Annotated in this window: 22 protein-coding genes and 2 tRNA genes; 15 read left to right on the forward strand and 9 right to left on the reverse strand. The window is 66.8% G+C overall.

The window, feature by feature from the left end; all coding sequences use genetic code 11:
- The first annotated feature begins 33 nt into the window (after positions 1–33).
- The 5 genes from AXW83_RS08905 (at position 34) to AXW83_RS08925 (ending at position 5,364) form a co-directional block, all read left to right on the forward strand.
- A complete protein-coding gene (locus AXW83_RS08905; RefSeq protein ID WP_066612435.1) occupies positions 34–1,683 on the forward strand; it encodes a thiamine pyrophosphate-binding protein in 1,650 nt (549 codons plus the stop codon).
- Positions 1,683–2,891: an OpgC family protein gene (locus AXW83_RS08910; RefSeq protein WP_066612436.1), complete on the forward strand. Its 1,209-nt coding sequence runs from the start codon at positions 1,683–1,685 to the stop codon at positions 2,889–2,891. Before AXW83_RS08905 ends, AXW83_RS08910 begins: the two co-directional genes overlap by 1 nt.
- A gap of 72 nt (positions 2,892–2,963) precedes the next feature.
- Positions 2,964–4,349: a tetratricopeptide repeat protein gene (locus AXW83_RS08915; protein ID WP_066612437.1), complete on the forward strand. Its 1,386-nt coding sequence runs from the start codon at positions 2,964–2,966 to the stop codon at positions 4,347–4,349.
- 24 nt (positions 4,350–4,373) lie between these two features.
- Entirely contained in the window at positions 4,374–4,859 is a 486-nt protein-coding gene (locus AXW83_RS08920) for a DUF6789 family protein (protein WP_066612438.1), read from the forward strand.
- 25 nt (positions 4,860–4,884) lie between these two features.
- Positions 4,885–5,364 carry a YHS domain-containing (seleno)protein gene (locus AXW83_RS08925; RefSeq protein WP_066612441.1) on the forward strand — a complete coding sequence of 160 codons (480 nt, stop codon included), beginning with the start codon at positions 4,885–4,887 and terminating at the stop codon, positions 5,362–5,364.
- A 211-nt stretch (positions 5,365–5,575) separates the two neighbouring features.
- On the opposite strand, the gene AXW83_RS08930 is transcribed toward AXW83_RS08925, so the two are convergent.
- Positions 5,576–5,660 (reverse strand) — tRNA-Tyr (locus AXW83_RS08930).
- Positions 5,661–5,882: 222 nt separating this feature from the next.
- Here AXW83_RS08930 and AXW83_RS08935 point away from each other — a divergent pair.
- A complete protein-coding gene (locus AXW83_RS08935; protein WP_066612443.1) occupies positions 5,883–6,719 on the forward strand; it encodes an acyltransferase in 837 nt (278 codons plus the stop codon).
- A 64-nt stretch (positions 6,720–6,783) separates the two neighbouring features.
- Positions 6,784–7,593, forward strand: coding sequence for a 23S rRNA (guanosine(2251)-2'-O)-methyltransferase RlmB (gene rlmB, locus AXW83_RS08940; protein WP_066612445.1), 810 nt, complete (start codon positions 6,784–6,786; stop codon positions 7,591–7,593).
- Between the two features lie 54 nt (positions 7,594–7,647).
- On the opposite strand, the gene AXW83_RS08945 is transcribed toward rlmB, so the two are convergent.
- Positions 7,648–8,151 (reverse strand): hypothetical protein, encoded by a 504-nt coding sequence (locus AXW83_RS08945; RefSeq protein ID WP_156639888.1) that lies wholly within the window; start codon positions 8,149–8,151, stop codon positions 7,648–7,650.
- Between the two features lie 309 nt (positions 8,152–8,460).
- On the opposite strand from AXW83_RS08945, the gene AXW83_RS08950 reads away from it, so the two are divergent.
- Both AXW83_RS08950 and AXW83_RS08955 read left to right on the forward strand, forming a co-directional pair.
- Positions 8,461–10,137, forward strand: a complete 1,677-nt coding sequence (locus tag AXW83_RS08950) for an MFS transporter (RefSeq protein ID WP_066612449.1) — start codon at positions 8,461–8,463, stop codon at positions 10,135–10,137.
- A 132-nt stretch (positions 10,138–10,269) separates the two neighbouring features.
- A tRNA-Thr gene (locus AXW83_RS08955) sits at positions 10,270–10,344 on the forward strand.
- A 49-nt stretch (positions 10,345–10,393) separates the two neighbouring features.
- On the opposite strand, the gene AXW83_RS08960 is transcribed toward AXW83_RS08955, so the two are convergent.
- Positions 10,394–11,509: an extracellular catalytic domain type 1 short-chain-length polyhydroxyalkanoate depolymerase gene (locus AXW83_RS08960; RefSeq protein ID WP_066612450.1), complete on the reverse strand. Its 1,116-nt coding sequence runs from the start codon at positions 11,507–11,509 to the stop codon at positions 10,394–10,396.
- A gap of 267 nt (positions 11,510–11,776) precedes the next feature.
- Between AXW83_RS08960 and AXW83_RS08965 the strand changes: the two genes are divergently transcribed.
- The 3 genes from AXW83_RS08965 to AXW83_RS08975 all read left to right on the forward strand — a co-directional run bounded on the left by AXW83_RS08965 (position 11,777) and on the right by AXW83_RS08975 (position 14,652).
- Positions 11,777–12,199 carry a hypothetical protein gene (locus AXW83_RS08965; RefSeq protein WP_156639890.1) on the forward strand — a complete coding sequence of 141 codons (423 nt, stop codon included), beginning with the start codon at positions 11,777–11,779 and terminating at the stop codon, positions 12,197–12,199.
- A gap of 139 nt (positions 12,200–12,338) precedes the next feature.
- Positions 12,339–13,325, forward strand: coding sequence for an MBL fold metallo-hydrolase (locus AXW83_RS08970; RefSeq protein WP_066620163.1), 987 nt, complete (start codon positions 12,339–12,341; stop codon positions 13,323–13,325).
- A 553-nt stretch (positions 13,326–13,878) separates the two neighbouring features.
- A complete protein-coding gene (locus AXW83_RS08975) occupies positions 13,879–14,652 on the forward strand; it encodes an NAD kinase (RefSeq protein WP_066612454.1) in 774 nt (257 codons plus the stop codon).
- Between the two features lie 6 nt (positions 14,653–14,658).
- On the opposite strand, the gene AXW83_RS08980 is transcribed toward AXW83_RS08975, so the two are convergent.
- The 3 genes from AXW83_RS08980 to AXW83_RS08990 form a co-directional block, all read right to left on the reverse strand.
- The gene (locus AXW83_RS08980) at positions 14,659–15,087 is read right to left on the reverse strand and encodes a hypothetical protein (RefSeq protein WP_066612456.1); all 429 of its coding nucleotides are present in this window, start codon (positions 15,085–15,087) and stop codon (positions 14,659–14,661) included.
- Positions 15,088–15,878: 791 nt separating this feature from the next.
- Positions 15,879–17,093 (reverse strand): DUF2336 domain-containing protein, encoded by a 1,215-nt coding sequence (locus tag AXW83_RS08985; RefSeq protein WP_066612460.1) that lies wholly within the window; start codon positions 17,091–17,093, stop codon positions 15,879–15,881.
- Entirely contained in the window at positions 17,090–18,196 is a 1,107-nt protein-coding gene (locus AXW83_RS08990; RefSeq protein WP_066612462.1) for a hypothetical protein, read from the reverse strand. Before AXW83_RS08990 ends, AXW83_RS08985 begins: the two co-directional genes overlap by 4 nt.
- 137 nt (positions 18,197–18,333) lie before the next feature.
- Here AXW83_RS08990 and AXW83_RS08995 point away from each other — a divergent pair, with 137 nt between their 5' ends.
- From AXW83_RS08995 to AXW83_RS09005, 3 genes are read left to right on the forward strand one after another with little or no spacing between them, the layout of a single operon-like run.
- Positions 18,334–18,831 carry a MaoC family dehydratase gene (locus tag AXW83_RS08995; protein ID WP_066612463.1) on the forward strand — a complete coding sequence of 166 codons (498 nt, stop codon included), beginning with the start codon at positions 18,334–18,336 and terminating at the stop codon, positions 18,829–18,831.
- A complete protein-coding gene (locus AXW83_RS09000; RefSeq protein ID WP_066620166.1) occupies positions 18,831–19,709 on the forward strand; it encodes an HpcH/HpaI aldolase/citrate lyase family protein in 879 nt (292 codons plus the stop codon). Before AXW83_RS08995 ends, AXW83_RS09000 begins: the two co-directional genes overlap by 1 nt.
- Before the next feature lie 19 nt (positions 19,710–19,728).
- Positions 19,729–19,944, forward strand: coding sequence for a heavy-metal-associated domain-containing protein (locus AXW83_RS09005; protein ID WP_156639892.1), 216 nt, complete (start codon positions 19,729–19,731; stop codon positions 19,942–19,944).
- Here AXW83_RS09005 and AXW83_RS09010 read toward each other — a convergent pair.
- Genes AXW83_RS09010 through AXW83_RS09020 form a run of 3 tightly spaced genes read right to left on the reverse strand, consistent with a single transcriptional unit; the run spans position 19,931 to position 21,300 of the window.
- Positions 19,931–20,113: a hypothetical protein gene (locus tag AXW83_RS09010; RefSeq protein ID WP_066612465.1), complete on the reverse strand. Its 183-nt coding sequence runs from the start codon at positions 20,111–20,113 to the stop codon at positions 19,931–19,933. The genes AXW83_RS09005 and AXW83_RS09010 overlap by 14 nt on opposite strands.
- A gap of 8 nt (positions 20,114–20,121) precedes the next feature.
- Positions 20,122–20,727 carry a flavin reductase family protein gene (locus tag AXW83_RS09015; protein ID WP_066612466.1) on the reverse strand — a complete coding sequence of 202 codons (606 nt, stop codon included), beginning with the start codon at positions 20,725–20,727 and terminating at the stop codon, positions 20,122–20,124.
- 3 nt (positions 20,728–20,730) lie between these two features.
- On the reverse strand, positions 20,731–21,300 hold the full coding sequence (locus tag AXW83_RS09020; protein ID WP_066620167.1) for a nitroreductase family protein: 570 nt from the start codon (positions 21,298–21,300) through the stop codon (positions 20,731–20,733).
- Positions 21,301–21,376: the final 76 nt, after the last annotated feature.

Genomic DNA, 21,376 nt, shown 5'->3' on the forward strand with positions numbered 1-21,376 from the left:
GGAGCCGCTGCCGCGGAATGCCGGAGAGATGCCATGCGCCGTGATACCAGCTCAGCCGAACGGATAGACGAGGCGGCTGCGACCGAGCGCGTTACCGGCGCCGATCTTCTCGCCGCCCGGCTGGCTGCCGCTGGCGCAACCCACGCCTTCGGCATTCCTGGCGGCGAGGTCCTGGCGCTCGTCGATGCGCTCGAGCGCGCCGGCATCCATTTCCTGCTCGCCAAGCACGAAAATGCTGCAGGCTTCATGGCCGAAGGCCTCTGGCATGCCACGGGCGCTCTGCCCGTCCTTGTCGCGACATTGGGGCCCGGCGTCGCCAATGCGGTCAATGTCGTCGCCAATGCGCAGCAGGACCGCGTGCCGCTGATCTTCATTACCGGCTGCGTCGATCAGGCCCTCGCGGAGAGTTTCACGCATCAGGTCTTCGATCACCAGGCCGTGTTGCGCCCGCTGGTCAAGGCGAGCTTTCGCGCCGCCCCCGGCACCGAGGACCTGGTCATCGAGAAGGCGATCGCTATCGCCAGGCGAGGCCGGCCCGGGCCGGTCCATATCGACCTGCCGATCTCGGTCGCGGAAGCCCGCACGGAGAGACGTGAGCCGCCCGCCACACCAAGACGACAGGCCGTCATCACGGCCGATCTCGCCGCGGCTCGCGAGCTGATTGCAAACGCGAGGAGGCCGCTGGTCATTGCCGGGCTGGACCTCGTCAATCAGGGCGGCGCCGCCGCGCTCGACCGGTTCCTGCTGTGTACCGGCGCACCGCTGCTCACCACCTACAAGGCCAAGGGGCTCGTGCCTGAGCAGGATCATCGCGTCATCGGCGGCGTCGGTCTCTCACCAAAAGCCGACGCCATCGTGAAGCCGCTGATCGACGCGGCCGACTTGATCGTGTTGTCCGGCTATGACCCGATCGAGATGCGGCAGGGCTGGCGCAACCCTTGGCCGGCGGACAAGCGCGTCATCGATATCGTTGCCGAAGATATGCCGCATGGCATGCATGGCGCGACCTTGAGGCTCGAGGGCGATGTCGGCGCGATCCTGACCCTGCTCGCGGACGCCCGCATGCCTGGCAACATCTGGCCGGGCGGTGAGCCTGGGACCATCCGCACCCGTTTTCGGCAGGCCTTTGCTGCGCCCTCCGACTGGGGGCCACATGCCGTGTTCGAAACGCTACGCTCGGTCGCGCCGGTAGACACCGTCGCGACGGCCGATTCCGGCGCGCATCGAATCCTGCTCAGCCAGATCTGGGAATGCGACGGACCGCGCCGCCTGCTGCAATCGACGGGGCTCTGCACCATGGGCTGCGCCCTGCCGCTCGCGACCGGTGCGGCGCTCGGCTCAGGCCGGCCGACACTCTGCTTCGTCGGCGATGCCGGTCTTGAAATGGTGCTGGGAGAACTCGCCACGCTGCGCGACCTTAAACTGCCGGTCGTCATCGCCTTGCTCGTCGACGAGAGCCTGGGCCTGATCGCGCTGAAGCAGCGCCAGCTCGACCTGAAGCGTGCCGGCGTCGATTTCGGCGCGACCGATTTCGTCGCGGTGGCGCAGGCCATGGGCGGACATGGCGTGGCGATCGTCGATCGCGACGGCCTGAGGCGCGAGGCGCAAGCCGCTTTCCAGCGTGACGGGTTCACGCTGCTCGCCTGCCGCATCGATGCCCGCGACTATGAGGGAGCCTTCTGATGGCTGAGGCCCCGAACAAGGCGAAGCGTCCGCGCGACGAGCGGCTCGACTTCTTCCGCGGCATCACCATGCTGATCATTCTGGTGGCGCATCTGCCGGAGAACAGCTGGAACGCCTTCATCCCGGCTCGCTTCGGCTTTTCCTCGGGTGCGGAGCTCTTTGTGTTCTGCTCGGGCATCGCCAGCGCCCTCGCCTTCGGCAGCGTCTTCGTCCGGCGTGGGCTTCTGCTCGGCACGGCCCGCATCGCCTACCGGATCTGGCAGGTCTATTGGGCGCAGATCGGCCTCGTCCTGGCGCTGATCGCGCTCGCGACCCTGTTCGATCGTGCTTTCGGCCTTGCTGAGCTCGCCGCCCGCTTCCCGATGCTGCTCAGCGATCCCGAGGGCGCGTTGTTCGGCCTGGTGACCCTGACCTGGCAGCCCGATTATCTCGACATCCTGCCGATGTATCTCGTCATCCTGGCGCTGGTGCCGCTGGCGATGGTCTTGAGGCGCGTCCACACTGTGCTGCCATTCCTGATGGTCGGGCTGCTCTACGCGCTGGTCTGGATCTGCGACATCAATTTGCCGGGCAATCCCTGGAACGGCGCCGGCTGGTTCCTCAATCCCTTCGCATGGCAACTCATCTTCTTCCTCGGCTTCTTCATCGGCATGAAATGGCTGCCGGTGCCGCGTCTCGGCGAGCGAAACCTCATGCTGGCGGCCACCGCATTTATTGTCCTCTCTATTCCACTCTCCTTCTGGGCCATTCTGGCGCATTGGCCGGCAGCCCAGGCTCTGCGCGACCTGATCATCCCCGGCGCCGAGAAGAGCAACCTGCATATTCTGCGCGTGCTGCATTTCCTGGCACTGGCCTATCTCGTGCTGAGCCTGATCGAGCCATATCGCCAGCGCCTCGACATCGGGGTCGGGCATCTCCTGATCCTGATCGGCCGGCAGTCGCTCGCGACCTTCCTGGCCAGCGTCGTGCTCGCCCGCCTCGCCGGTACCGTGGCCGACATGACCGGGCGCAGCGAGCTCATCGTCGCACTGCTCAACTTTACTGGATTCGGCCTGATCCTTAGCGTCGCCGTCGTCGTCGGCTGGTTCAAGCGCGCGCCCTGGAGCGGGCCTGCGCCCGAGATCGTCCTGCAGAAAACCGAGTCGCCACGCTTGGACGGCTCGCCAGTCGCCGGATCTCTGCCAACACGGGTCCGTGAAGCAAGTTGATGTCCGTTTGAACGGCCGCCTGCGAACTCCCTCATAAGCGCCTCCAGCACGGGCGCCGCAATGGAGCAGCCCATGTATCACGATCTCTCCGGCGACCAGGTTTCGCTCGCAAATGAGGCCGCCCTGCTGGCCTGGAACGACACGCTCGAAGCACTGATGGCTCATGCCGCCGAGACGCCCGGGCATCTCGCCCGCACATTGGAAGCGGATCCGGGTTTCGGCCTCGCTCATGCTGCCAAAGGCCTGATGCTGCTCTCGCTGGCACGACCTGAGCTCCTTGGCGCGGCCCGCGATTGCCTGGCGAGGGCACGGGCCTCGCAGGCGATCCGCGAGGTCACCAGGCGCGAGAGCATGGTGACCGAGGCCTTGGCGCTCTGGCTCGACGATGCGCCGCGCCAGGCGGCGCTCCGGCTGGAGGCGATTCTCGAAGCCCATCCCTTCGACGTACTGGCGCTGAAGCTCTCGCATGGCCTGCGCTTCATGCTCGGCGACCAGGCCGAAATGCTCACGAGCCTGCGACGCGTCGTGCCGGGCTTTACCGAGGCCCATCCGCTGACCGGCTACGTCAATGGCTGCTACGCCTTCGCGCTCGAGGAACAGGGCTTCTATGCCGAGGCCGAGCGCGCCGGCCGGCGCGCTGTCGCTTTGAGCCCGCGCGATGCCTGGGGCCGCCACGCCGTCGCTCATGTCCTGGAGATGACCGGCCGGCCCGATGAAGGGGTCGCGTGGCTCGGTGATGGCCGCAACTGGGCCCATGCCAACAATCTGCGCTTCCACATCGTCTGGCACTTGGCCCTGTTCCGGCTGGAACGCGGCGAGACGACCGAGGTGCTGCGCCTCTATGACGAGGACATCCGCGGCGAGGAGACCGACGACTACCGCGACGTCGCCAACGGCGCCTCGCTGCTGGCAAGGCTCGACTATGCCGGCGTCGATGTCGGAACGCGCTGGGAAGAGCTGGCGGCCAAGGCCGAAGGCCGCGTTCAGGACGGTCGCCTCGTCTTCGCCGATTTGCATTATGCGCTTTCGCTGCTCGGGGCCGGCCGCCATGACGGAGCCGAGACGATCGCCCGCACCCTCGTCGAGGATTGGCATGGCCATCCGAGCGGCGAGCGGCGCGAGGCGGCTCGCAGCGGCGCGCTTGCTGCCTTCGGGCTGATCGCCTTCCACGAAGGCGATTACGCGGAGGCGGCGCGGCTGCTCGGCGGCGCCCGCAGCGGGCTCGTCGCGATCGGCGGCAGCCATGCGCAGCGCGACCTGTTCGAGCAGGCCTATATCGAGAGCCTGCTACGCTCCGGCAGCCACGACCGGGCCAACGCCATCCTGAGCGAACGCCTCGCCCGGCGCGGCGGCTCGAACCTTTTTGCCGCGCGCAGGCTCGCCTCGCTGCGCAGCCGTCCAACTGGCCGCACGGCGGCACTCGCCATCGCGGCCACCCCTCTCGCCATCGCCCACTGAAACTCAAGACAGGCAGGAACCATCATGACCACAGCGACCATGACCCGCAGCTTCGCCCTTCCGTCCTCCCGCACCGTTCTCAACCTCGCGCTGGGCGGCTTCGCCGGCCTCGGCTTCTGGGAGCTATTTTCGGCCGTGCCGACCGCGTGGTTCGCGGAATACCCGCTGGAGCCGCCGGAACTGGTCAAGTCGCTCTTCGCGCATCAGTTCGGCCTGACGCTCTCGACGCCCGTCGCCAAGCTCCTGCACTTCACCACCGGCTTCCTGTTCTACCCGCTCGGCTACTGGGTCCTGACCCGCTGGCTGAAGAGCTTCGGCATGCCCACCGATGGCTGGATCTGGGGGGTGATCACCTACTTCATCGCGCTCGGCTTCTTCGCGCCGCTGGCCGGCCAGCATTTCCTTCTCAGCGACGTGCCGCGGCTCTCCGTCATGAGCCTCGTCGGCCATGCGATCTACGGCTATCTCGCAGCCCATATCTTCGAGGCGCTCGAAGCGCGAGCGGCCTGAGCGATCTTAGAACGGAGATCAAGTCATGCTCGACAGACGCGACGTCATGCGAATGCTCGGCCTTGCGGCGGTCATGCCGCTGGCGCCAACCCGCAGCCGGGGCGATGCGGGCCGACCGGTCAATACGCTGGGCTCAAGCGATGGCGTCGCGATCCGCGGCTACGACCCGGTCGCCTATTTCCGCGACGGCGGCCCGCGTCCCGGCAAGGCGGAATTCTCGGTGCGGCATGGCGGCGCCGTCTGGCGCTTTGCCAGCGCCGAGCACAAGGCCCTGTTCGAAGCCGATCCCGCACGCTATCTGCCGGCCTATGGCGGCTTCTGCGCCTATGGCACTTCGCGCGGCTATCTCGTCAAGATCGACCCCGAGGCCTGGAGCATCGTCGATGGTCGCCTCTATCTGAACTACGACCGCGCCGTGCAAAAGACCTGGTCGGCCAAGACAAGCGTTTACATCAACCAAGCCGATGCGAAGTGGCCCAGCCTGGCCTTGCAAGACAATCGGTGATGTCTTTCGCGGATATCGTGGATTCAAAACCAGACGTCGATCCCTCGCCAAGTCATCAAGCTCGTTGATTCAAGTCCTGGCTCACCCCGATCATCGACGCCATCGTCGTCGAGCCCGGATCGATCCGCGTCGTCGGCCAAACGACAACGTCCGGAGAAACCCGCGAAGCCATGCCGCGTGGCGCGGCGTGGTTCGCAGTTCTGATCGGAAATGGTGGGGGAAGCAGGACTCGAACCTGCGAAGGCATAGCCAGCGGATTTACAGTCCGCCCCCTTTGCCGCTCGGGACATTCCCCCACGAAACCGGATGTTTCCCTGTCGGGAACATGGTCTCTTCACGCGATGCCGAACCGGCGGTTGAGCCGGCGGCTTCGGGCGAGGTGCGGTTTCCTCCAGCAGGGCGGCGATGTCAAGCCGTCTACACTCCCTGTTCAACACTCTGCGCCATGACATCGGCCAATTGCGGCGGCAGGACGTTCGATGGATTGCCGGAGCCGAGGCGGAGCAGCGCGCGCATTCATGACCGTTACAGAACCACAGGGCCCGCTCGCGCGCGCATTTGCTACCGCCGCGTCATGCGGCTTCGATCCGGGCCGGCCCGGTTTTGCCGTGCGCGTGCCGGGGCAGCCCCTGGTCGTCGATCTGCCGCCGACGCCAGAGGCTGCGCGTCTCCTCCAGGAGCGCGGCATCTCGATCGCAGGGTCGTCCGGCAAGGCCTGCAGGATCGTGCTCGATGCCGAGCAGCGCCAGCGCTACCAGATCTCGATCGAACTCTTCGGCCATGACGACCAGACCATCTGTCTGTTTGCCTCGAGCATTCTGCAGGGACATCTGCGCCTGGAGCATCACGGCCAATGGCTCGTCATCGGCGCGACGCCATGGCCGCTCCACTTCCAGCGCATCGTCGTCCGGGGCCGCGAGTCGGGCGTGCTACTCGCCGATGGCTGCTCTTCGAACGGTGCGATCCTGACCGTGCATGGCGACCGGACCGCGATCGCGCTCGGGCAGGATTGCATGCTATCCCACGAGATCGAGATCGCTGCGTCCGACGAGCACGCGATCATCGGCCTCGACGACCTCGCCTGGCTGAACCCGCCCAAGAGCGTGGTTATCGGCCCCCACGCCTGGCTTGGCGCCAATTCCTCGGTGCTGAAGGGGGTCACGATCGGCGCCGGTTCGATCCTGGGCACACGCTCGGTCGCCAGCCGCGACATCCCCCCGCGCAGCGCCGCGGCAGGTATGCCCGCCAGGATCATCCGCGAGAACGTCACCTGGTCGCGCCATCTCGCCCCCGACGAGGCGAACCGCAAGGTCGAACGCGACAAGCTGGACGCCTGGCTCGCGCCGCCGGGCTAGCCGGGCGCGCCGATCCGTGGCAGGCGATGGCAGCGGGAACAGTGCCGCACGGAATGGAATCGAGATGTCCGACGATCATCGCAGGCCGGGCGGTCCCAGTCGGGGCGGCAAGCCCCCACGCAACGACTGGAGCCGTCGCGACGGCCCGCCGCCGCATCGGCCAGGCGACATCGACGAGGCCGTGCTCTACGGCGTTCATCCGGTCATCGAGGCGCTGCGCAACCCGAAGCGCCGGCACCGCCGGCTGCTCGCCACCGAGAACGCACTGAAGCGTCTGCAGGAGGAGGTCGGAGATCTCCCTGTCGAGGCGGAACTCGTCCGCCCCTCCGAGATCGACCGGCTGTTGACGCCCGATTCGGTGCATCAGGGGCTTTATCTCGTCTGCGATCCCCTGCCCTCGCCCGATCTCGACAGCCTGCCCGACGACGCGATCGTGCTGGCGCTCGACCAGATCACCGATCCCCACAATGTCGGCGCTATCCTGCGCTCGGCGGCTGCCTTTGCAGCGTCGGCCGTCATCGTCACTATCCGGCATTCGCCGGCGGCGACCGGCGTGCTGGCGAAATCGGCCTCGGGCGCGCTGGAACACGTGCCTCTGATTGCCGTGCGCAATCTCGGCGATGCGCTCGACGACCTCGGCAAGCGCGGCTTTCTGCGCATCGGCTTCGATTCGGACGGCGAGGTGGCATTCGACGACGTCGTGCTGCGCCGCCCGCTCGTCATGGTGATGGGCGCCGAGGGCAAGGGCCTGCGCCAGCGCACGCGCGATCTCTGCGACCAGGTCGCGCGGCTCGAGGTGCCCGGCACGATCACCAGCCTCAACGTCTCGAACGCGACCGCGATCGCGCTCTATGCAGCAAGCCGCAGGCCCTAGCATCGGCCCGAAAAGTGGCAACCGGTTTTCGGAAAAGCCGATGCTGAAAACTGATCAGCGCCCGGGCACCGTCAGCAACAGCGCGCCGGTCGGGGCATGGGCGAAGCGGCTGCGGGGCCCCTTTCCGGATTCCGCTCCCGCGATCCTGATCACGCGCGACACGGGCCGGTCCCGGCGGCCTTCCAGCCGGATCAGGATGGGATCGGGCGTCGGCGGGTAAGGAATTCCCGTTCGCGCCGGCAGATAGGCGAAGCTGTTGCGATCGACCGGTTTCTCGGGCTCGGGCTCCGCCTCGCGCAGGATCGCGATCTGCGGCGCGTCGGAAAAGGGCAGCAGCGGTCCGCCGATGAAGCCGCGCCCATGGAATCGCGCGACGCGACCGGCGCGATGGCCGAAGCCACGGGAGCCCATGGTATTATGGCTGCGGGCGAGCACCGGGCCTGCGGATGGCCCAGCCGCCATCATCGGAACTCCCGACCGGCCGGCCGCTTCGCTCTCGGCAGGCAAAAGCAGGGCTCCGGCGAGGCCGAGAGCGACAATCGTCAAGCCGCGCAACATCGGCGCATCCTCCACCCGCATCTTGTCAGGCCTCCGGACGCGACTATAGACCCGGTGAACGCAATTCCAAGCGCGGCGATGTCGATGCCTCGCGCCGCATTCGACATTCGTCTTAAACCGAAAGGTGCAAGACCAAGTGCCTGATTGCGCTGCCAGTCTCGCGCGCGCATTGCATTGCCTCAAGCTGGAACAATGAGGCTCGCGTCTCACCCCGGCGATTCGTGGCATCGTGTCTCAAAGAAACCGAGCCGACATCAAACGGGCAGCCTGGATCATCCGGCTGCCGGGCACAATCGAGGGGAGTACGCCATGAGCATGGCAGCTAACGTATCGGGGGCGAAAGTCGCGCCGCGCCCCATGACCAAAGAGGAAAAGCGCGTCATTCTCGCATCCTCGCTCGGCACCGTGTTCGAGTGGTACGATTTCTACCTCTACGGCTCGCTTGCCGTCATGATCGGCGCGCATTTCTTCTCGGCGTTCGATCCCAATACGCGCGCCATCTTTGCGCTGCTCGCCTTCGCCGCCGGCTTCCTCGTCCGCCCCTTCGGTGCGCTGTTCTTCGGGCGCCTGGGTGACCTGATCGGCCGCAAATACACCTTCCTCGTGACGATCGTGATCATGGGCGCCTCGACCTTCCTGGTCGGCCTGCTGCCCGGCTACAACAGCATCGGCTGGATCGCGCCGGTTATCCTGATCGCGCTGCGCATGTTGCAGGGCCTGGCCCTCGGCGGCGAGTATGGCGGTGCGGCGGTCTATGTCGCAGAGCACGCGCCTCCCGGACGTCGCGGCTTCTACACCTCATGGATCCAGACCACGGCGACGCTCGGGCTGCTGCTTTCGCTGATCGTCATCCTGGTCATCCGCGTCAATATGGGCGAGGCCGATTTCGCCGCCTGGGGCTGGCGCATTCCGTTCCTGCTCTCGATCTTCCTGCTCGCCATCTCGGTCTGGATTCGTCTCCAGATGCAGGAATCCCCGGCCTTCAAGAAGATGAAGGAAGAGGGCACAGGCTCCAAGGCTCCCCTGACCGAAGCCTTCGGCACCTGGAAGAACGCCAGGATCGCCCTGATCGCGTTGTTCGGCCTGACCATGGGCCAGGCCGTCGTCTGGTACACCGGACAGTTCTACGCACTGTTCTTCATCCAGAGCATCCTGAAGGTCGATCTCTACTCGGCCAACGTGCTGATCGCCTGGGCGCTCATCGTCGGCACGGGCGGGTTCATCTTCTTCGGTTCGCTGTCGGACAGGATTGGCCGCAAGCCGATCATCCTCGCCGGCTGCCTGATCGCGGCGCTGACCTACTTCCCGCTATTTGGCGCCCTGACCAAGGCCGCCAATCCGGGCCTTGCCGCAGCGCATGAGAACGTCAAGGTCCAGGTCGTCGCCGATCCCGCCACTTGCGGCTCGGTCTTCGATCCGGTCGGCATCCGCACCTTCACCGCACCTTGCGATATCGCCCGTCGCGCGCTCGCCACCCAGGCGATCGTCTATACCCAGACGCCGGCCCCGGCCGGCACGCCTGCCAAGGTGACGATCAACGGCAAGGATGTCGCCATCGACGCAACCTTCGCCGCGACGATTGCCAGGGAAGCGGTCGCTGCCGGATATCCCGCTCCCGGCGATGCCCGCATCGTCAAGACCGGCTTCTTCGGCGCGCTCTTCAACGCACAGTCGCTGACGGTCATCGCGATCCTGACCGTGCTGATCATCTACGTCACGATGGTCTACGGCCCGGTCGCGGCGGCACTCGTCGAACTCTTCCCGACACGTATCCGCTACACCGGCATGTCGCTGCCCTATCACATCGGCAATGGCTGGTTCGGCGGACTCCTGCCGGCAACCTCCTTCGCGATGGTGGCTGGCACGGGCGACATCTTCTACGGCCTCTGGTACCCGATCGTCTTCGCGCTCGCGACATTCGTCATCGGACTGCTCTTCGTGCCCGAGACCAAGGATCGCGACATCATGACCTACGAAAACACATGATCTGATCGCATGTGACGAAATCAGGCCCCGCCTTCGCAGGCGGGGCCTTTTTCTTGCCTCGCGCCGGTCGCCGGCCATCGTCGAACTTGCTCTCGACCCTGCGGGCTGGTAACCGCTGACCCGTCGATATGGGCCGGCGTAGCACAGCGGTAGTGCAGCGGTTTTGTAAACCGAAGGTCGGGAGTTCAATCCTCTCCGCCGGCACCATCTTCGCCGCGATCCGGTGCAGACAGCGTCGCGGCTCTTCAACGACGCTCTATCGCATCAGACCTGCCGCTCGCAGCGCGTCTTCGATCACCTTCCCGACCCCGGCCGCGACGGCATTGGCGGGCGGGCCATCCGCGGAAGCCCTGCCGCCCGGATTGGGGCGCGGAGCCACGATCTTCGGCGTTGGCGTCTCGTGCGCCCGATCCACCGCACCGGAAATCTCGGGCAGCTGCCAGAAGTCCGCAATATGGCGCGTCGATGACAGTCCAGCGTCGAGCATGAAGGCTCCGGGCGCACCGATGCCGTCCCCCGCGCGCAAGGGCGTACCGTGCCCCATGCCGGCGACCTGGAATTCCTCGATTTTGGCAGCCCCCGAAGCGTCGCGCCAGACACGCCGGACATGACCGGAGACCGTATCCGTCTCCGTCGGCTTCGGGCCGACCCCATGAACGCCTCGCCATTGCGCGACGACCGCATCCGCATTGACGGGCAACACCGTGGCATCGCGCGTGCCATGCCAAACGGAGACCGTCGGCCAGGGGCCGTCGTGGTCCGAGGCATCCCTCAAGGCGCTTTGCAGGACTTCGCCTCGGGGCAGACCGTGGCCGCGCATCCGGTCGAGCGCCTCGGGAACCGAGGCGGCGCAGCCAAAGGGCAGCCCCGCGATGACCGCCCCGCCGGCGAAGACTTCCGGGTAGGTGGCGAGCATTACCGACGCCATCGCCCCACCGGCCGAGAGGCCCGTGACGAAGACCCGCCGCGCGTCGAGGCGATGGGTCGTGACCATCGTCTCGATCATCTGGGCGATCGAAAGCGCCTCGCCCGCATCGCGGCGGATGTCGCCGGGGACGAACCAGTTGAAACAGAGGTTGGGGTTGTTCGCCCGCTGCTGCTCCGGATAGAGCAGCGCAAAGCCGCGCTGGTCGGCCAGCGTCGACCATCCCGAGCCGTGGTCGTATCCCGCCGCCGTCTGGGTGCAGCCATGCAGCACGACGACCAGCGGCGCACTACGGGGCAAGCCTTCCGGCACATAGCTATGCGCCCTCAGCGCTCCCGGGTTGGTGCCGAAATCCGTGATCTCGGCGAGGCGGGAGGATTGCGTCGAGGCCCGGCCCATGCCGCGGGCGGCATTCAGGCGAGCGATGGTATCGGCAATGTTGCGCATTCGAGGGTCCCTGCGGTCGCCGACCAAACCGGCGCCGACCTGCACCCCCAACCACGAACAATGGCTTTTGTTGCAACGCAGCATAATCGATTTTTTCGACCCGAAAGAGGGTCCGCACTCCGCTCCACCCTGAAATTTGAGGTTGTGGCGGTCCGGCATTATCGTCCACAAGCCACACTTGGCGTGCCCAGCCGCTCGGCCGGCCCGCATCTTGCCTGATTCAGACCCCACAGCCACGAGGCCGGAAACCTCTCCTTCAAGATGACCATGGAACGATCGCAACACCTCCTGGAACTGGCGCAGCGCTGTGAAACGGCGAGCAAGCCCGATCGCACGCTCGATGCCGAAATCTACGAGGCGCTCGGTTTCACGGTCCGCCGCAAGCCGACGCATCTCGTCAGCCGGCGTGCTCCCGCCGGCGGCATCTATCAGCAGGGCGCGCTCTGGAAGGCGCTCGGCACCGTCAGCGCCGATATCGACGTCGCCGTCTCCATACTGAGACAGAAGGCCCCCGAATGGGGCTGGAGCCTGCAATCGCTCGGCGGCGACAACGGCGCCGCCTTCCAGGCGCTTGTGGCCGAATGCTCGGGCAATGGCGCGCTGGGCTCGCTGGCGCTCTGCGCGGCAATGCTGCGCGCATTTGCCCGGAGCGAGCCGGTCGAGAACGTGCGGGCTCTTCTGCGCAAGTGAGGCGATGCAGACCGGGCATCTGGATCACCCCACCCGTTCACGGAAAGGTGACCCTGCGCAACTCCGGAATGGTTGAAGCGCACGCATGGCCCGCTACGTTGCGCAACGAACGGCCGAGCAAGGCCGAGGGGAGATGATGATGCATAGTTTTGAACCTTCGCGCCGCGCCATGCTGGCCGGCGCCGGCGCGCTCGCAGCCGCCACTGCCTTCGACCTCAACGCCGGCATCAGCCCGGCCCAAGCGCAAGGAACTCCCGTGAATCAGGCGCCCGGATTCTACCGCTACAAGATCGGCGACATCACCCTGACCGCCATCAATGACGGCTTTGCCAAGCGGCCGCTCGAAGGTTTCGTGCGCAACGCCGAACTCGCGGATGTCAAGAAGGCGATGGCGGACGCCTTCCTGCCCGCAGACGCGCTCAACATCAGCTTCACCACGCTCGCGATCCAGAGCGGCGGCAAGCTGACCCTGATCGACACCGGCAACGGTGATTCCGGGGCCCCCACCTCCGGCGCCTGGATCAGCAACTTCAAGGCGGCCGGCTTCGATCCCAAGGACGTCTCCACCGTCGTCTTCAGCCATTTCCACGGCGACCACATCAACGGCTTCCGCCTGAAGGACGGCACCGCCGTCTTCCCGAATGCCGAGGTCATGGTGCCGGCGGCCGAATGGGCCTTCTGGATGGACGACGCCAAGATGAATGCGGCGCCCGAGGCCATGAAGGGCGCCTTCGCCGGCGTCCGCCGGGTCTTCGGCCCCGTCGCCAAGGACGTGAAGCAGTTCGAGGCCGGCAAGGAGATTCTGCCGGGCATCACCACGGTCGCGGCGCCCGGCCATACGCCGGGCCACACCGCCTTCGCGGTCGCCTCGGGCTCGGGCAAGATGATGATCATGTCCGACACCACCAACCACCCGGCTTTGTTCGTACGCAATCCAGACTGGTCGGCGGTGTTCGACATGGACGGCCCGCAGGCCGCAGCGACCCGCCGCAAGCTGCTCGACATGGTCTCGGCCGACAAGATGCAGGTCGCCTTCTACCACGCCCCCTTCCCCGCGACGGGCCACATCGCCAAATCCGGCAACGGCTTCGAGATGGTGCCGGTGCAGTGGAGCACGGCGATCTGAGCGTCGCTCGTTCCCAACGAGACGAGCAGGCCGGGGTTCGCCCCGGCCTTTTACGTTCGACAGCCGCATGGCTTTCCGAGCCCTCGTCCTGAGAGCTTGGCCCGAAAATGAATTGAACGATTTCAGTGTCTTCGCATGACGTTTCACGCCAACGGACCGTCATTCCGGACAAGCCGCTTTAGCAGCGCCGATCCGGAATCCCTGCCGGAACTCTGGTCTTGAGACGGTCAGGCATGGATTCCGGGTCTCCGCTGCGCTGCGCCCGGAATGACGACCCTCGGACGACAAACACGAAGCCGTTCAAATCACTCAGTTCATTTCGGGCCGGGTTCTGAGGAGACGCGAAGGCGTCTCGCAGGGTGCTCCAGTTCGCTCGGCCAGCGCCTGCTGAAGCATCCTTCGAGACGCGATCCTTTGGATCGCTCCTCAGGATGAGGGCTCTGGGGTGGAAGAAGCGTAGCTCCCGTTTTTCCTCCTCCCGTCTCGCGGCCTTCACCTGCGACGTGCTAAGCACTTCCGCCATTGCCTGGCACGCCCGCCTTCAGGACCCGTGATGACCGAGCGTTCCCGCGCCATTGCCTTCGTCGCCAGCGAGACGCCCGAGGCACAGGCCGCGCTGGCGAAGCTCGCCGAACGCTACGGCAATGCCGAACCGGCCAAAGCCGAGGTCGTCGTGGCGCTGGGCGGCGACGGGTTGATGCTGCAGACGCTGCATCGCTTCCTCGGCACGGCCACGCCGATCTACGGCATGAATCGCGGCTCGGTCGGCTTCCTGATGAACGAGTTCCGCGAGCGGGGCTTAAGCCGCCGGCTCGATGCCGCCCAGCGCTCCGTCGTCCACCCGCTCTCGATGCGTGCGATCGACAAGGACGGCCGCGAGGTCCATGCGAGAGCAATCAACGAGGTCTCGCTGCTGCGCCGGTCCTACCAGGCCGCCAAGCTGCGCATCTCCGTCGACGGCCAGGTCCGGCTGACCGAACTCGTCGCCGACGGCGTGCTGCTGGCGACGCCGGCGGGCTCGACCGCCTACAACCTCTCCGCCAACGGCCCGATCCTGCCGCTCGACGCTCCGCTGCTGGCCCTGACCCCGATCTCCGCCTTCCGCCCCAGGCGCTGGCGCGGTGCCCTCCTGCCCGACCACGCGCAGGTCACGATCGAGGTGCTGGAATCAGAAAAGCGCCCGGTCAGCGCGGTCGCCGACCACACCCAGATCGAAAACGTCGTCTCGGTGGCGATCGCGATCGACAGGACGGTGGATCTCGTAATGCTGCACGATCCGGGACACAGCCTCGACGAGCGGATTTTGCGGGAGCAGTTCGGGTATTGAGGGGAGCTAGCTGGGCGTCGCGAAAATCAGCGGAGTGCTGGCGACGATCACGACAAACTGCATCGCGTTATAGGCCATGCCGCGCCAATGCAGCTTGCGAAGTCGGCGCACAGCAGACGCGTCTCCGGCGTCCCGTGCCGCCAGTTCGGCATCCATATTCTGTAGGAACCACCGCCGCATCGCGATTGCCAGAACCGCAATCCCGATGGGGCCGATCGTAAAAATCGGGCGGCCGGCGATCACGAGAGCTATGATTCCGATGACCGAACCGATGCAGATCAGTCGAAAGTGAACGCTGAACAGGCCTCGCAGCAGCCACGTCACGACAGGGTCTTCGAGCTTCGCGAGAAGGAAGGTCGGCGACGCGATCAGGAAGTACAAAGTCGGAAGCAAGACGGCGACAATGGCAGCAACGGCAAAAGCATCGTTGGACATGGCATCGTCCTCGCTCGCCCGTACGGCGCCACCGACATTAATCCGTTGCGATGCGGCGACAACCGAACTTTGGTAGCAGCCGAGCCGCAACCGGGCGCCAAGTCCGGCGAGCCGAATTCCGGTATGCCATGAAGCCAAAACAACGGGCTTCCCGCGCCATCCGCGAAGGGCACTCTCCCTTCTCCCCCTGCGGGAGAAGGTGGCAGCGCGAAGCGCTGACGGATGAGGGGTCGCTCCACGCTCTCCGATAACGCCATTGTATCAACATGATAGCTCGGCGCGACCCCTCATCCGGCGCTGCGCGCCACCTTCTCCCCCAAGGGAAGAGGCGGCCGTGCTTCCCGACAAAACTTTATCCCCGCCCCCCCGCCCCACCCCTATCCTGCCCCCGCTCCGCCCGACCAAGGGGGCTGTCGCGAGGCATCGTGCGGCCGGGCGGGGTTTGCGGTTTTCATGGGTTCGGCCGTTGCGGGTCTCAGCCATGGAGGGGCCGCTCGCCGCCGGGGCCTTCAGCAATCCCGGTCATGCCCGACCTTAATGGGCGACGAGCGGAACCGAAAGACAGCCGCGCGCGGGGTCGGGTGGCGCCAGACGGCGCTGCCTCGACACTTCGACATCGACATCGACATCGGCACGCAGCCGCCCGCTGCGACGCCACAAGGCCCCGCGCATCCCCTTCGGGATTACGCCTGCCCGAAAACCCCGAGGCCTCAGGCCGGACGGGGTTTTCGGTGCGGGTGGTCTGGCTGTGGGAACGATCGGCAAGTACGCAACGACCCGTCAGGCAACCCCTACGCCGCCTGCCTGATATCCCCATCCTCCAGCTCGACCAGCAGCGACGGGTCGGCCTCGACGAGAAAGGCGAACGCCGCGTCGTCGGCCAGCGAATCGGCCATCGCCCTTGCCTCCTCGCGCGCGGCCTCGGCGTCGATGCGCCGGAGCAGGCCCATCAGGGCGTCGCCCTCGGGGCCGTCCAGCGCCTCGCAGGCGATCATCACCTGCGCCAGGATCGTCCGGTCGATGCCGCGTCCGCCGCCGCCCTGGTCGAAGCCCTGCGCATTCAGCGCCAGGATCGCTGCGGTAAAGGCCGGCTGCAGCGCGGCCGGCAATCCGGCCTTGCGATAGAGCGCCGACAGTCCCGCACCGCGTTGGCCGCGCAGCAGCGCCGCGACCCGTGTCGCAGGCAGCCCCGACAGCATGGTGAAGGCGGCTTCCGCCAGCGCCGGCTCGCGGCTGAGCAGGGAGCGCAGCATAAGGCTGGGCGTCAGGCGGCCATGGGCGCGCAGCACCTCGACGATCGCCGGTGCATCGCTGTCCTCGCCGCCGGCGGCAAGTGCGACCGCCACACGCTCCGTCGCCTCTCGCGCAAGCCTGGCGCTGCGTTCGGGCGTGAGCCAGCCGCAGCCGCTGACGAAATCGGCCAGCGCCTCGGACATTTTTGCCGCGATCGCCTGGCGCAGCCCCGCCGGCAGGTCGGCGCGGGCGAGCAGCGCCTCGCGCAACGTGCCCGAATCGGGCATGCGCTCGAACATGCGCTCAAAGCAGAAGTCGGGAATCTCGGCGGTGCGGTTGGCGGCGAGCGTCAGCAGCGCCTCCTCGCAGCCGACCTCAGTCAGGGCGGCCGCGACGCCGAGCGGCAGATAGGGCCGCATCGCGATCGCACGCTGCGCCAGCGCGTCGCCGACGGCCGCAGCATCGACGAGGTCGGCCTCGCTCAACAGCGGCGAATGCGCCAGCACAAGCGCGCCGACATCGCTCTGGTCGGCGATCAGGCTGAGGATCAGGGTACGCGGCGCCCGGGGCGCGGCCGCCATCTCCTCGGCGATGGCGCGGCGCACCAGCGGCGAGGGATCGTCGACGAGGAAGATCAGCGCCGTCTCGGCCTCGCGCCGCTCCTCGTCGGCCATGCCGGAGCGCAGATAGGCCGCCGCCAGCGCCTGCGCGCCTTGCGCGCGCGCCTCGGCATTGGCGGTGCGGGCCCAGAGCAGGAAGCGGCGGACGATCATGTCCGGCCTCGCATCGTCATGAAGGAGGAGAGATCGAGCGGCGCACGACGGGCCTTTGCGGCCGGTTTGGCCGCGACCGCCGCATTCGGCTGCGTCAGTTCGACCGGGCGCGAGGGCGGCGCGGGAGCGGCGACCGCGCGCGGCGCGGAGGCGGACGGCGAAGCGGCGGTTGGAGAAGCCGTGGCCGCGACAGGTGCGGCAGCCGTCGCGTCGTTTGCGCTCTGGCGCGGGAAATAGCGATCGGCGGGGTCGAGGGAGGCGAGGCGCGTGCCCCCGCTGCGCGGTGTGGTCCAGAGATTGGCGACGGCCTTCGACACCGGCTCGCGCGAGCCTTCCGTCGAGAACAGGCCGATCAGCCCGCGCGCCCGGCCGGGCGCCAGCGCAGCCGCGATCGGCACGGGCTGGTCGCCGGCCGCCCCTCCGGTTTGAGCGCCGCCGGCCGCGCTCGCAGCGGCCGTGGTGGCTGCAAGCTGCGTATTGGCGTGGCTCGCCGCCAGCAGGCCATAGACCTCCTGAGTCGTGCGCGCCTTGCCCGCCTTGTCGAAAAAGATGTTGCGGTTGGCTGCCGCGGCATCGGGGAAATCCTTGGCGGCCCTGCGCGTCGGGTCGCTGGCGGCGCCGCGGATCAAATCCGACGCACCGCGTGCGCCCAGGACATGAGCCATGTAGAGTTCGCCCGCGTGGGGCTGGCGTCCCAGCGACGAGGCGAGCTGGTCGCGGTTCTTCTGGGTCAGCGCGCCCGCCATCACCGAGGCGACCTGCGGGTCATTGCGAAGCTGCAGAATCTTTTCGCGCGCGGCGGGATCGGAGACCGTCAGACGGCCGTCGCCGGTCTCGCTGATCGCGTTGGCTAGGTTTCCCAAACCCTGCTTGGGTCCTTCCTGCTTGACCATGGACAGCCAGGTCTGCTCGATGAACTGGAACAGCCCGGTCGCGCTTGAGGTCTTGGCCTTGGCATCCGGCTCCAGCGACGATTCGCGCTGCGCCGTCTTCAGCAGGTAGTCGAAGCCGGCCCCGGTCTTGGCGGCGCCGTCGCGAATGGCGCTGACGATCGGGTTTGGAGCTTGAGTCTCGCGGGTTGGCGGCGTGCTGAACAGGAACATCGAAACTCTCGGACTCAGCCGCCACCATCTGGCGTGAAGCGCAGTGTGGAGACTGGCCCGGTTATGGTAAGCGAACCGTTAAAGCGCGGTCATGCCGGCCTTGGCCGGCAGCGCAAGAGACAATGGGAGAGACGTCGATGAGCGAGACCAGGCGCCACAAGCGCGGCGGCATCTTTTTCGAGGATTTCGAGGTCGGAACGGTGATCGAGCACCGCCTGACACGCACCGTCACGCAGATGGACAACATGCTCTTCTCCAACATGACGCTGAACCCGCAACCCCTTCACATCGATGCACATTTCTGCGCGACCGAGACCGAATGGGGCCAGCCGCTGATGAACTCGCTGTTCACGCTGGGCCTGATGATCGGGATCTCAGTCAACGACACCACGGTCGGCACGACCATCGGCAATCTCGGCATGACCGACGTCACCTTCCCCGCCCCGCTCTTCGAGGGCGACACCATCAACTGCACCACCGAGATCGTCGCCAAGCGCGAGTCGCGCTCGCGGCCCGATGCCGGCATCGTCGAGTTCCAGCACAAGGCCTTCAAGCAGGACGGCACGCTGGTGGCGCAATGCCGCCGCCAGGCCTTCATGCGCCGGCATACGCCCGCCGGCACGGCGACCGCCTGATGCGCTCGCTCCTGTTCGTACCAGGCGACAGCCCCAGGAAGCAGCAGAAGGGCCTGGAGTGCGGCGCCGACGCGCTGATTCTCGACCTGGAGGATTCCGTCGCGCTCGACGCCAAGCAGGAGGCGCGGCGGATCACGCTCGACTTCCTCGCCGAGACCCGCAAGCTGGAGCGGCGCCCGCTCCTGATCGTGCGCGTCAACGCGCTCTCGACCGGGCTGACCCCGGCCGATCTCGACGCGGTGATGCAGGGCGCGCCCGACGCGATCATGCTGCCGAAATCCGAGGGCGGCGTCGATGTCGGCCATCTCGCCGCGCAGATCGCGGTGCGCGAGGCCGAGAACGACCTGCCCGACGGCACGACCCGCATCATCCCGATCGCCACCGAAACCGGCAAGGGCATCTTCGGCCTCGGCAGCTATGCCGGCGCGACGCACCGGCTCGCAGCCCTGACCTGGGGCGCCGAGGACCTCTCCGCCGATCTCGGCGCCGAGACCAATCGGTTGACCGACGGCGCCTATGCCGATCCCTACCGGCTCGCCCGCTCGCTGACGCTGTTTGCCGCCGCCGCCGCGCAGGTCGACGCGCTCGACACCGTCTTCACCAATTTCCGCGACGATGCCGCCTTCCGCGCCGAGTGCATCGCGGCGCGGCGCGACGGCTTTACCGGCAAGATGGCGATCCACCCGGCGCAGGTCGCGCCCGCCAACGAGATCTTCGCGCCGGCACCCGCGGAGTTGGCGAAGGCTGAGGCGATCATCGCGCTCTTTGCCGCCAATCCCGGTATGGGCGTGATCGGGCTGGATGGCGAAATGCTCGATCGTCCCCATCTTGTCAGGGCGCAGCGCCTGAAGGCCCGCGCTGCCAAGCTGGCTCAATAATTCCGCACAGGTGATTCCGATGACTCACGTTTTCGAGATGTCCGGCATGCATTGCGGCGGCTGCGTCTCCCGGGCGCAGCGCGCCGTCGAGACGATCGCACCCGGCGCCGTCGTGACGCTGGAGCCGCCGCGCCTGACGTTGCCAGATGGCGTCGCGCTCGATGCCGCCACGATCAACGCCGCGCTGGCGACGATGGGCGAATATCGCGCGAAAGGGCCGCTTACGGCGCCCTGATCTGCCGGCAGTGCCGCATCGTCGAGGACAGGCAGTCCTGCGCCTTGCGCGCCCGGTCGAGCTCGAACATCAGCCAGACCCCTGCCCCCAGCAGCAGCAGCGCGACGATGATGCCGAGCAGGTTGACTGTCGTCTTCCAGTCCTCGTCGGGCTCGTCGCGGCGGGGCACAGCGCGCTTCAGCCCCCGGGCGGACGGATGATCGAGAACAGACTGTCGACCTCGGCATAATCGGCATAGCCGCAGCGCGCGATCGGGTTGGCGCCGGCCGTGTCGAAGCGGCCGTCCTTGATGAAGGCGTCGTCCATATAGATGCCGACGACCTGCCCCAGCACCATCCAGCGCGGCAGCAGCTTGCCGTCGAGATCGCTGAGCTGCTGCACCGAGAGCAGCTTGCACTCCAGCGCGGCGGGGCTCGCGGCCACGCGCGGCGGCTTGACGAATTTCGACTCCGCCATGGCGAGTCCGGCATGGGCGAACTCGCTCTGGCCCCGCGGCAGCGGCGCCGAGGTCATGTTCATCTGCTGCGCCAGGGCCTTCGTCACGAGCGAGCAGGTGAACTCGCCGGTTTCCTCGACGAAGGCGATCGCGTCCTTCTTCTCCTCCGAGGAGAACATCACGATATGCGGCCGCGACGAGACCGCGTTGAAGAAACTGTAGGGCGAGAGATTGACCTCGCCCTTGCCATTCACGGCCGAGATCCAGCCGATGGGGCGCGGCGTCACGATCGCCTTGAACGGATCGTGCGGCAGGCCGTGATCCTGCAAAGCCGTCGAGTAGATCATCGCTCAGGCTCCGAAATGGCTGACGATATCGGCCAGGACAGGCCGTTCGCGATCGGCGGGAACGGTCGTCGGCGTGCCGATATGGATGAAGCCGGCCATGCGCTCGCCTTCTGCCAGCCCGAAGGCGGAAAGCACGTCGCGGTCGAACGAAAACCAGTTCGTCAGCCAGGAGGCGCCGAAGCCCATCGCCTGCGCACCCACCAGCAGGTTCATGCAGACGGCACCGGCCGAGAGTTCCTGCTCCCATTCCGGGATCTTGACATGCGGTTTCGCAGTCGAGACCACGGCGATGATGACCGGCGCCTGCATCAGACGACTGCGCTCGAAGGCGACCTTATCTGCATCCGCCTGCGGGTTCTTGGTCTTAAAGGCTTCGGCAACGATATCGGCGGCCTTGTCGCGGCCTGCGCCCTCGAACACGATAAAGCGCCAGGGCGCCAGCTTGCCATGGTCGGGAACGCGCGCGGCGATCGTCAGGAGGTCGTTCAGCTGGCCGGCATCGGGGCCGGGCGCGGTCAGGAATTGCGGCGGCACCGAGCGGCGCAGCTTGAGCAGGGCAAGCGTATCGGTCATGAGATATCCGGTTACGAGAAGCTGCATCAGACCTAGTGGTTCGCCATGATCAGGACAAGCGAACCTGCTCAGACGG

The organism is Bosea sp. PAMC 26642 (assembly GCF_001562255.1).
GTDB lineage: Bacteria > Pseudomonadota > Alphaproteobacteria > Rhizobiales > Beijerinckiaceae > Allobosea.

Coding starts and splice junctions, on each gene's coding strand:
- AXW83_RS09020 (WP_066620167.1), bottom strand. CDS start 21,300: ATGACCGATACGCTTGCCCTGCTCAAGCTGCGCCGCTCGGTGCCGCCG.
- AXW83_RS09000 (WP_066620166.1), top strand. CDS start 18,831: ATGCGCTCGCTCCTGTTCGTACCAGGCGACAGCCCCAGGAAGCAGCAG.
- AXW83_RS08945 (WP_156639888.1), bottom strand. CDS start 8,151: ATGTTGCGCGGCTTGACGATTGTCGCTCTCGGCCTCGCCGGAGCCCTG.
- AXW83_RS08970 (WP_066620163.1), top strand. CDS start 12,339: ATGCATAGTTTTGAACCTTCGCGCCGCGCCATGCTGGCCGGCGCCGGC.
- rlmB (WP_066612445.1), top strand. CDS start 6,784: ATGTCCGACGATCATCGCAGGCCGGGCGGTCCCAGTCGGGGCGGCAAG.
- AXW83_RS08920 (WP_066612438.1), top strand. CDS start 4,374: ATGACCACAGCGACCATGACCCGCAGCTTCGCCCTTCCGTCCTCCCGC.
- AXW83_RS08985 (WP_066612460.1), bottom strand. CDS start 17,093: ATGATCGTCCGCCGCTTCCTGCTCTGGGCCCGCACCGCCAATGCCGAG.
- AXW83_RS09015 (WP_066612466.1), bottom strand. CDS start 20,727: ATGATCTACTCGACGGCTTTGCAGGATCACGGCCTGCCGCACGATCCG.
- AXW83_RS08990 (WP_066612462.1), bottom strand. CDS start 18,196: ATGTTCCTGTTCAGCACGCCGCCAACCCGCGAGACTCAAGCTCCAAAC.
- AXW83_RS09005 (WP_156639892.1), top strand. CDS start 19,729: ATGACTCACGTTTTCGAGATGTCCGGCATGCATTGCGGCGGCTGCGTC.
- AXW83_RS08910 (WP_066612436.1), top strand. CDS start 1,683: ATGGCTGAGGCCCCGAACAAGGCGAAGCGTCCGCGCGACGAGCGGCTC.
- AXW83_RS08905 (WP_066612435.1), top strand. CDS start 34: ATGCGCCGTGATACCAGCTCAGCCGAACGGATAGACGAGGCGGCTGCG.
- AXW83_RS08980 (WP_066612456.1), bottom strand. CDS start 15,087: ATGTCCAACGATGCTTTTGCCGTTGCTGCCATTGTCGCCGTCTTGCTT.
- AXW83_RS08975 (WP_066612454.1), top strand. CDS start 13,879: ATGACCGAGCGTTCCCGCGCCATTGCCTTCGTCGCCAGCGAGACGCCC.
- AXW83_RS08995 (WP_066612463.1), top strand. CDS start 18,334: ATGAGCGAGACCAGGCGCCACAAGCGCGGCGGCATCTTTTTCGAGGAT.
- AXW83_RS08960 (WP_066612450.1), bottom strand. CDS start 11,509: ATGCGCAACATTGCCGATACCATCGCTCGCCTGAATGCCGCCCGCGGC.
- AXW83_RS08935 (WP_066612443.1), top strand. CDS start 5,883: ATGACCGTTACAGAACCACAGGGCCCGCTCGCGCGCGCATTTGCTACC.
- AXW83_RS08925 (WP_066612441.1), top strand. CDS start 4,885: ATGCTCGACAGACGCGACGTCATGCGAATGCTCGGCCTTGCGGCGGTC.
- AXW83_RS08950 (WP_066612449.1), top strand. CDS start 8,461: ATGAGCATGGCAGCTAACGTATCGGGGGCGAAAGTCGCGCCGCGCCCC.
- AXW83_RS08915 (WP_066612437.1), top strand. CDS start 2,964: ATGTATCACGATCTCTCCGGCGACCAGGTTTCGCTCGCAAATGAGGCC.
- AXW83_RS08965 (WP_156639890.1), top strand. CDS start 11,777: ATGGAACGATCGCAACACCTCCTGGAACTGGCGCAGCGCTGTGAAACG.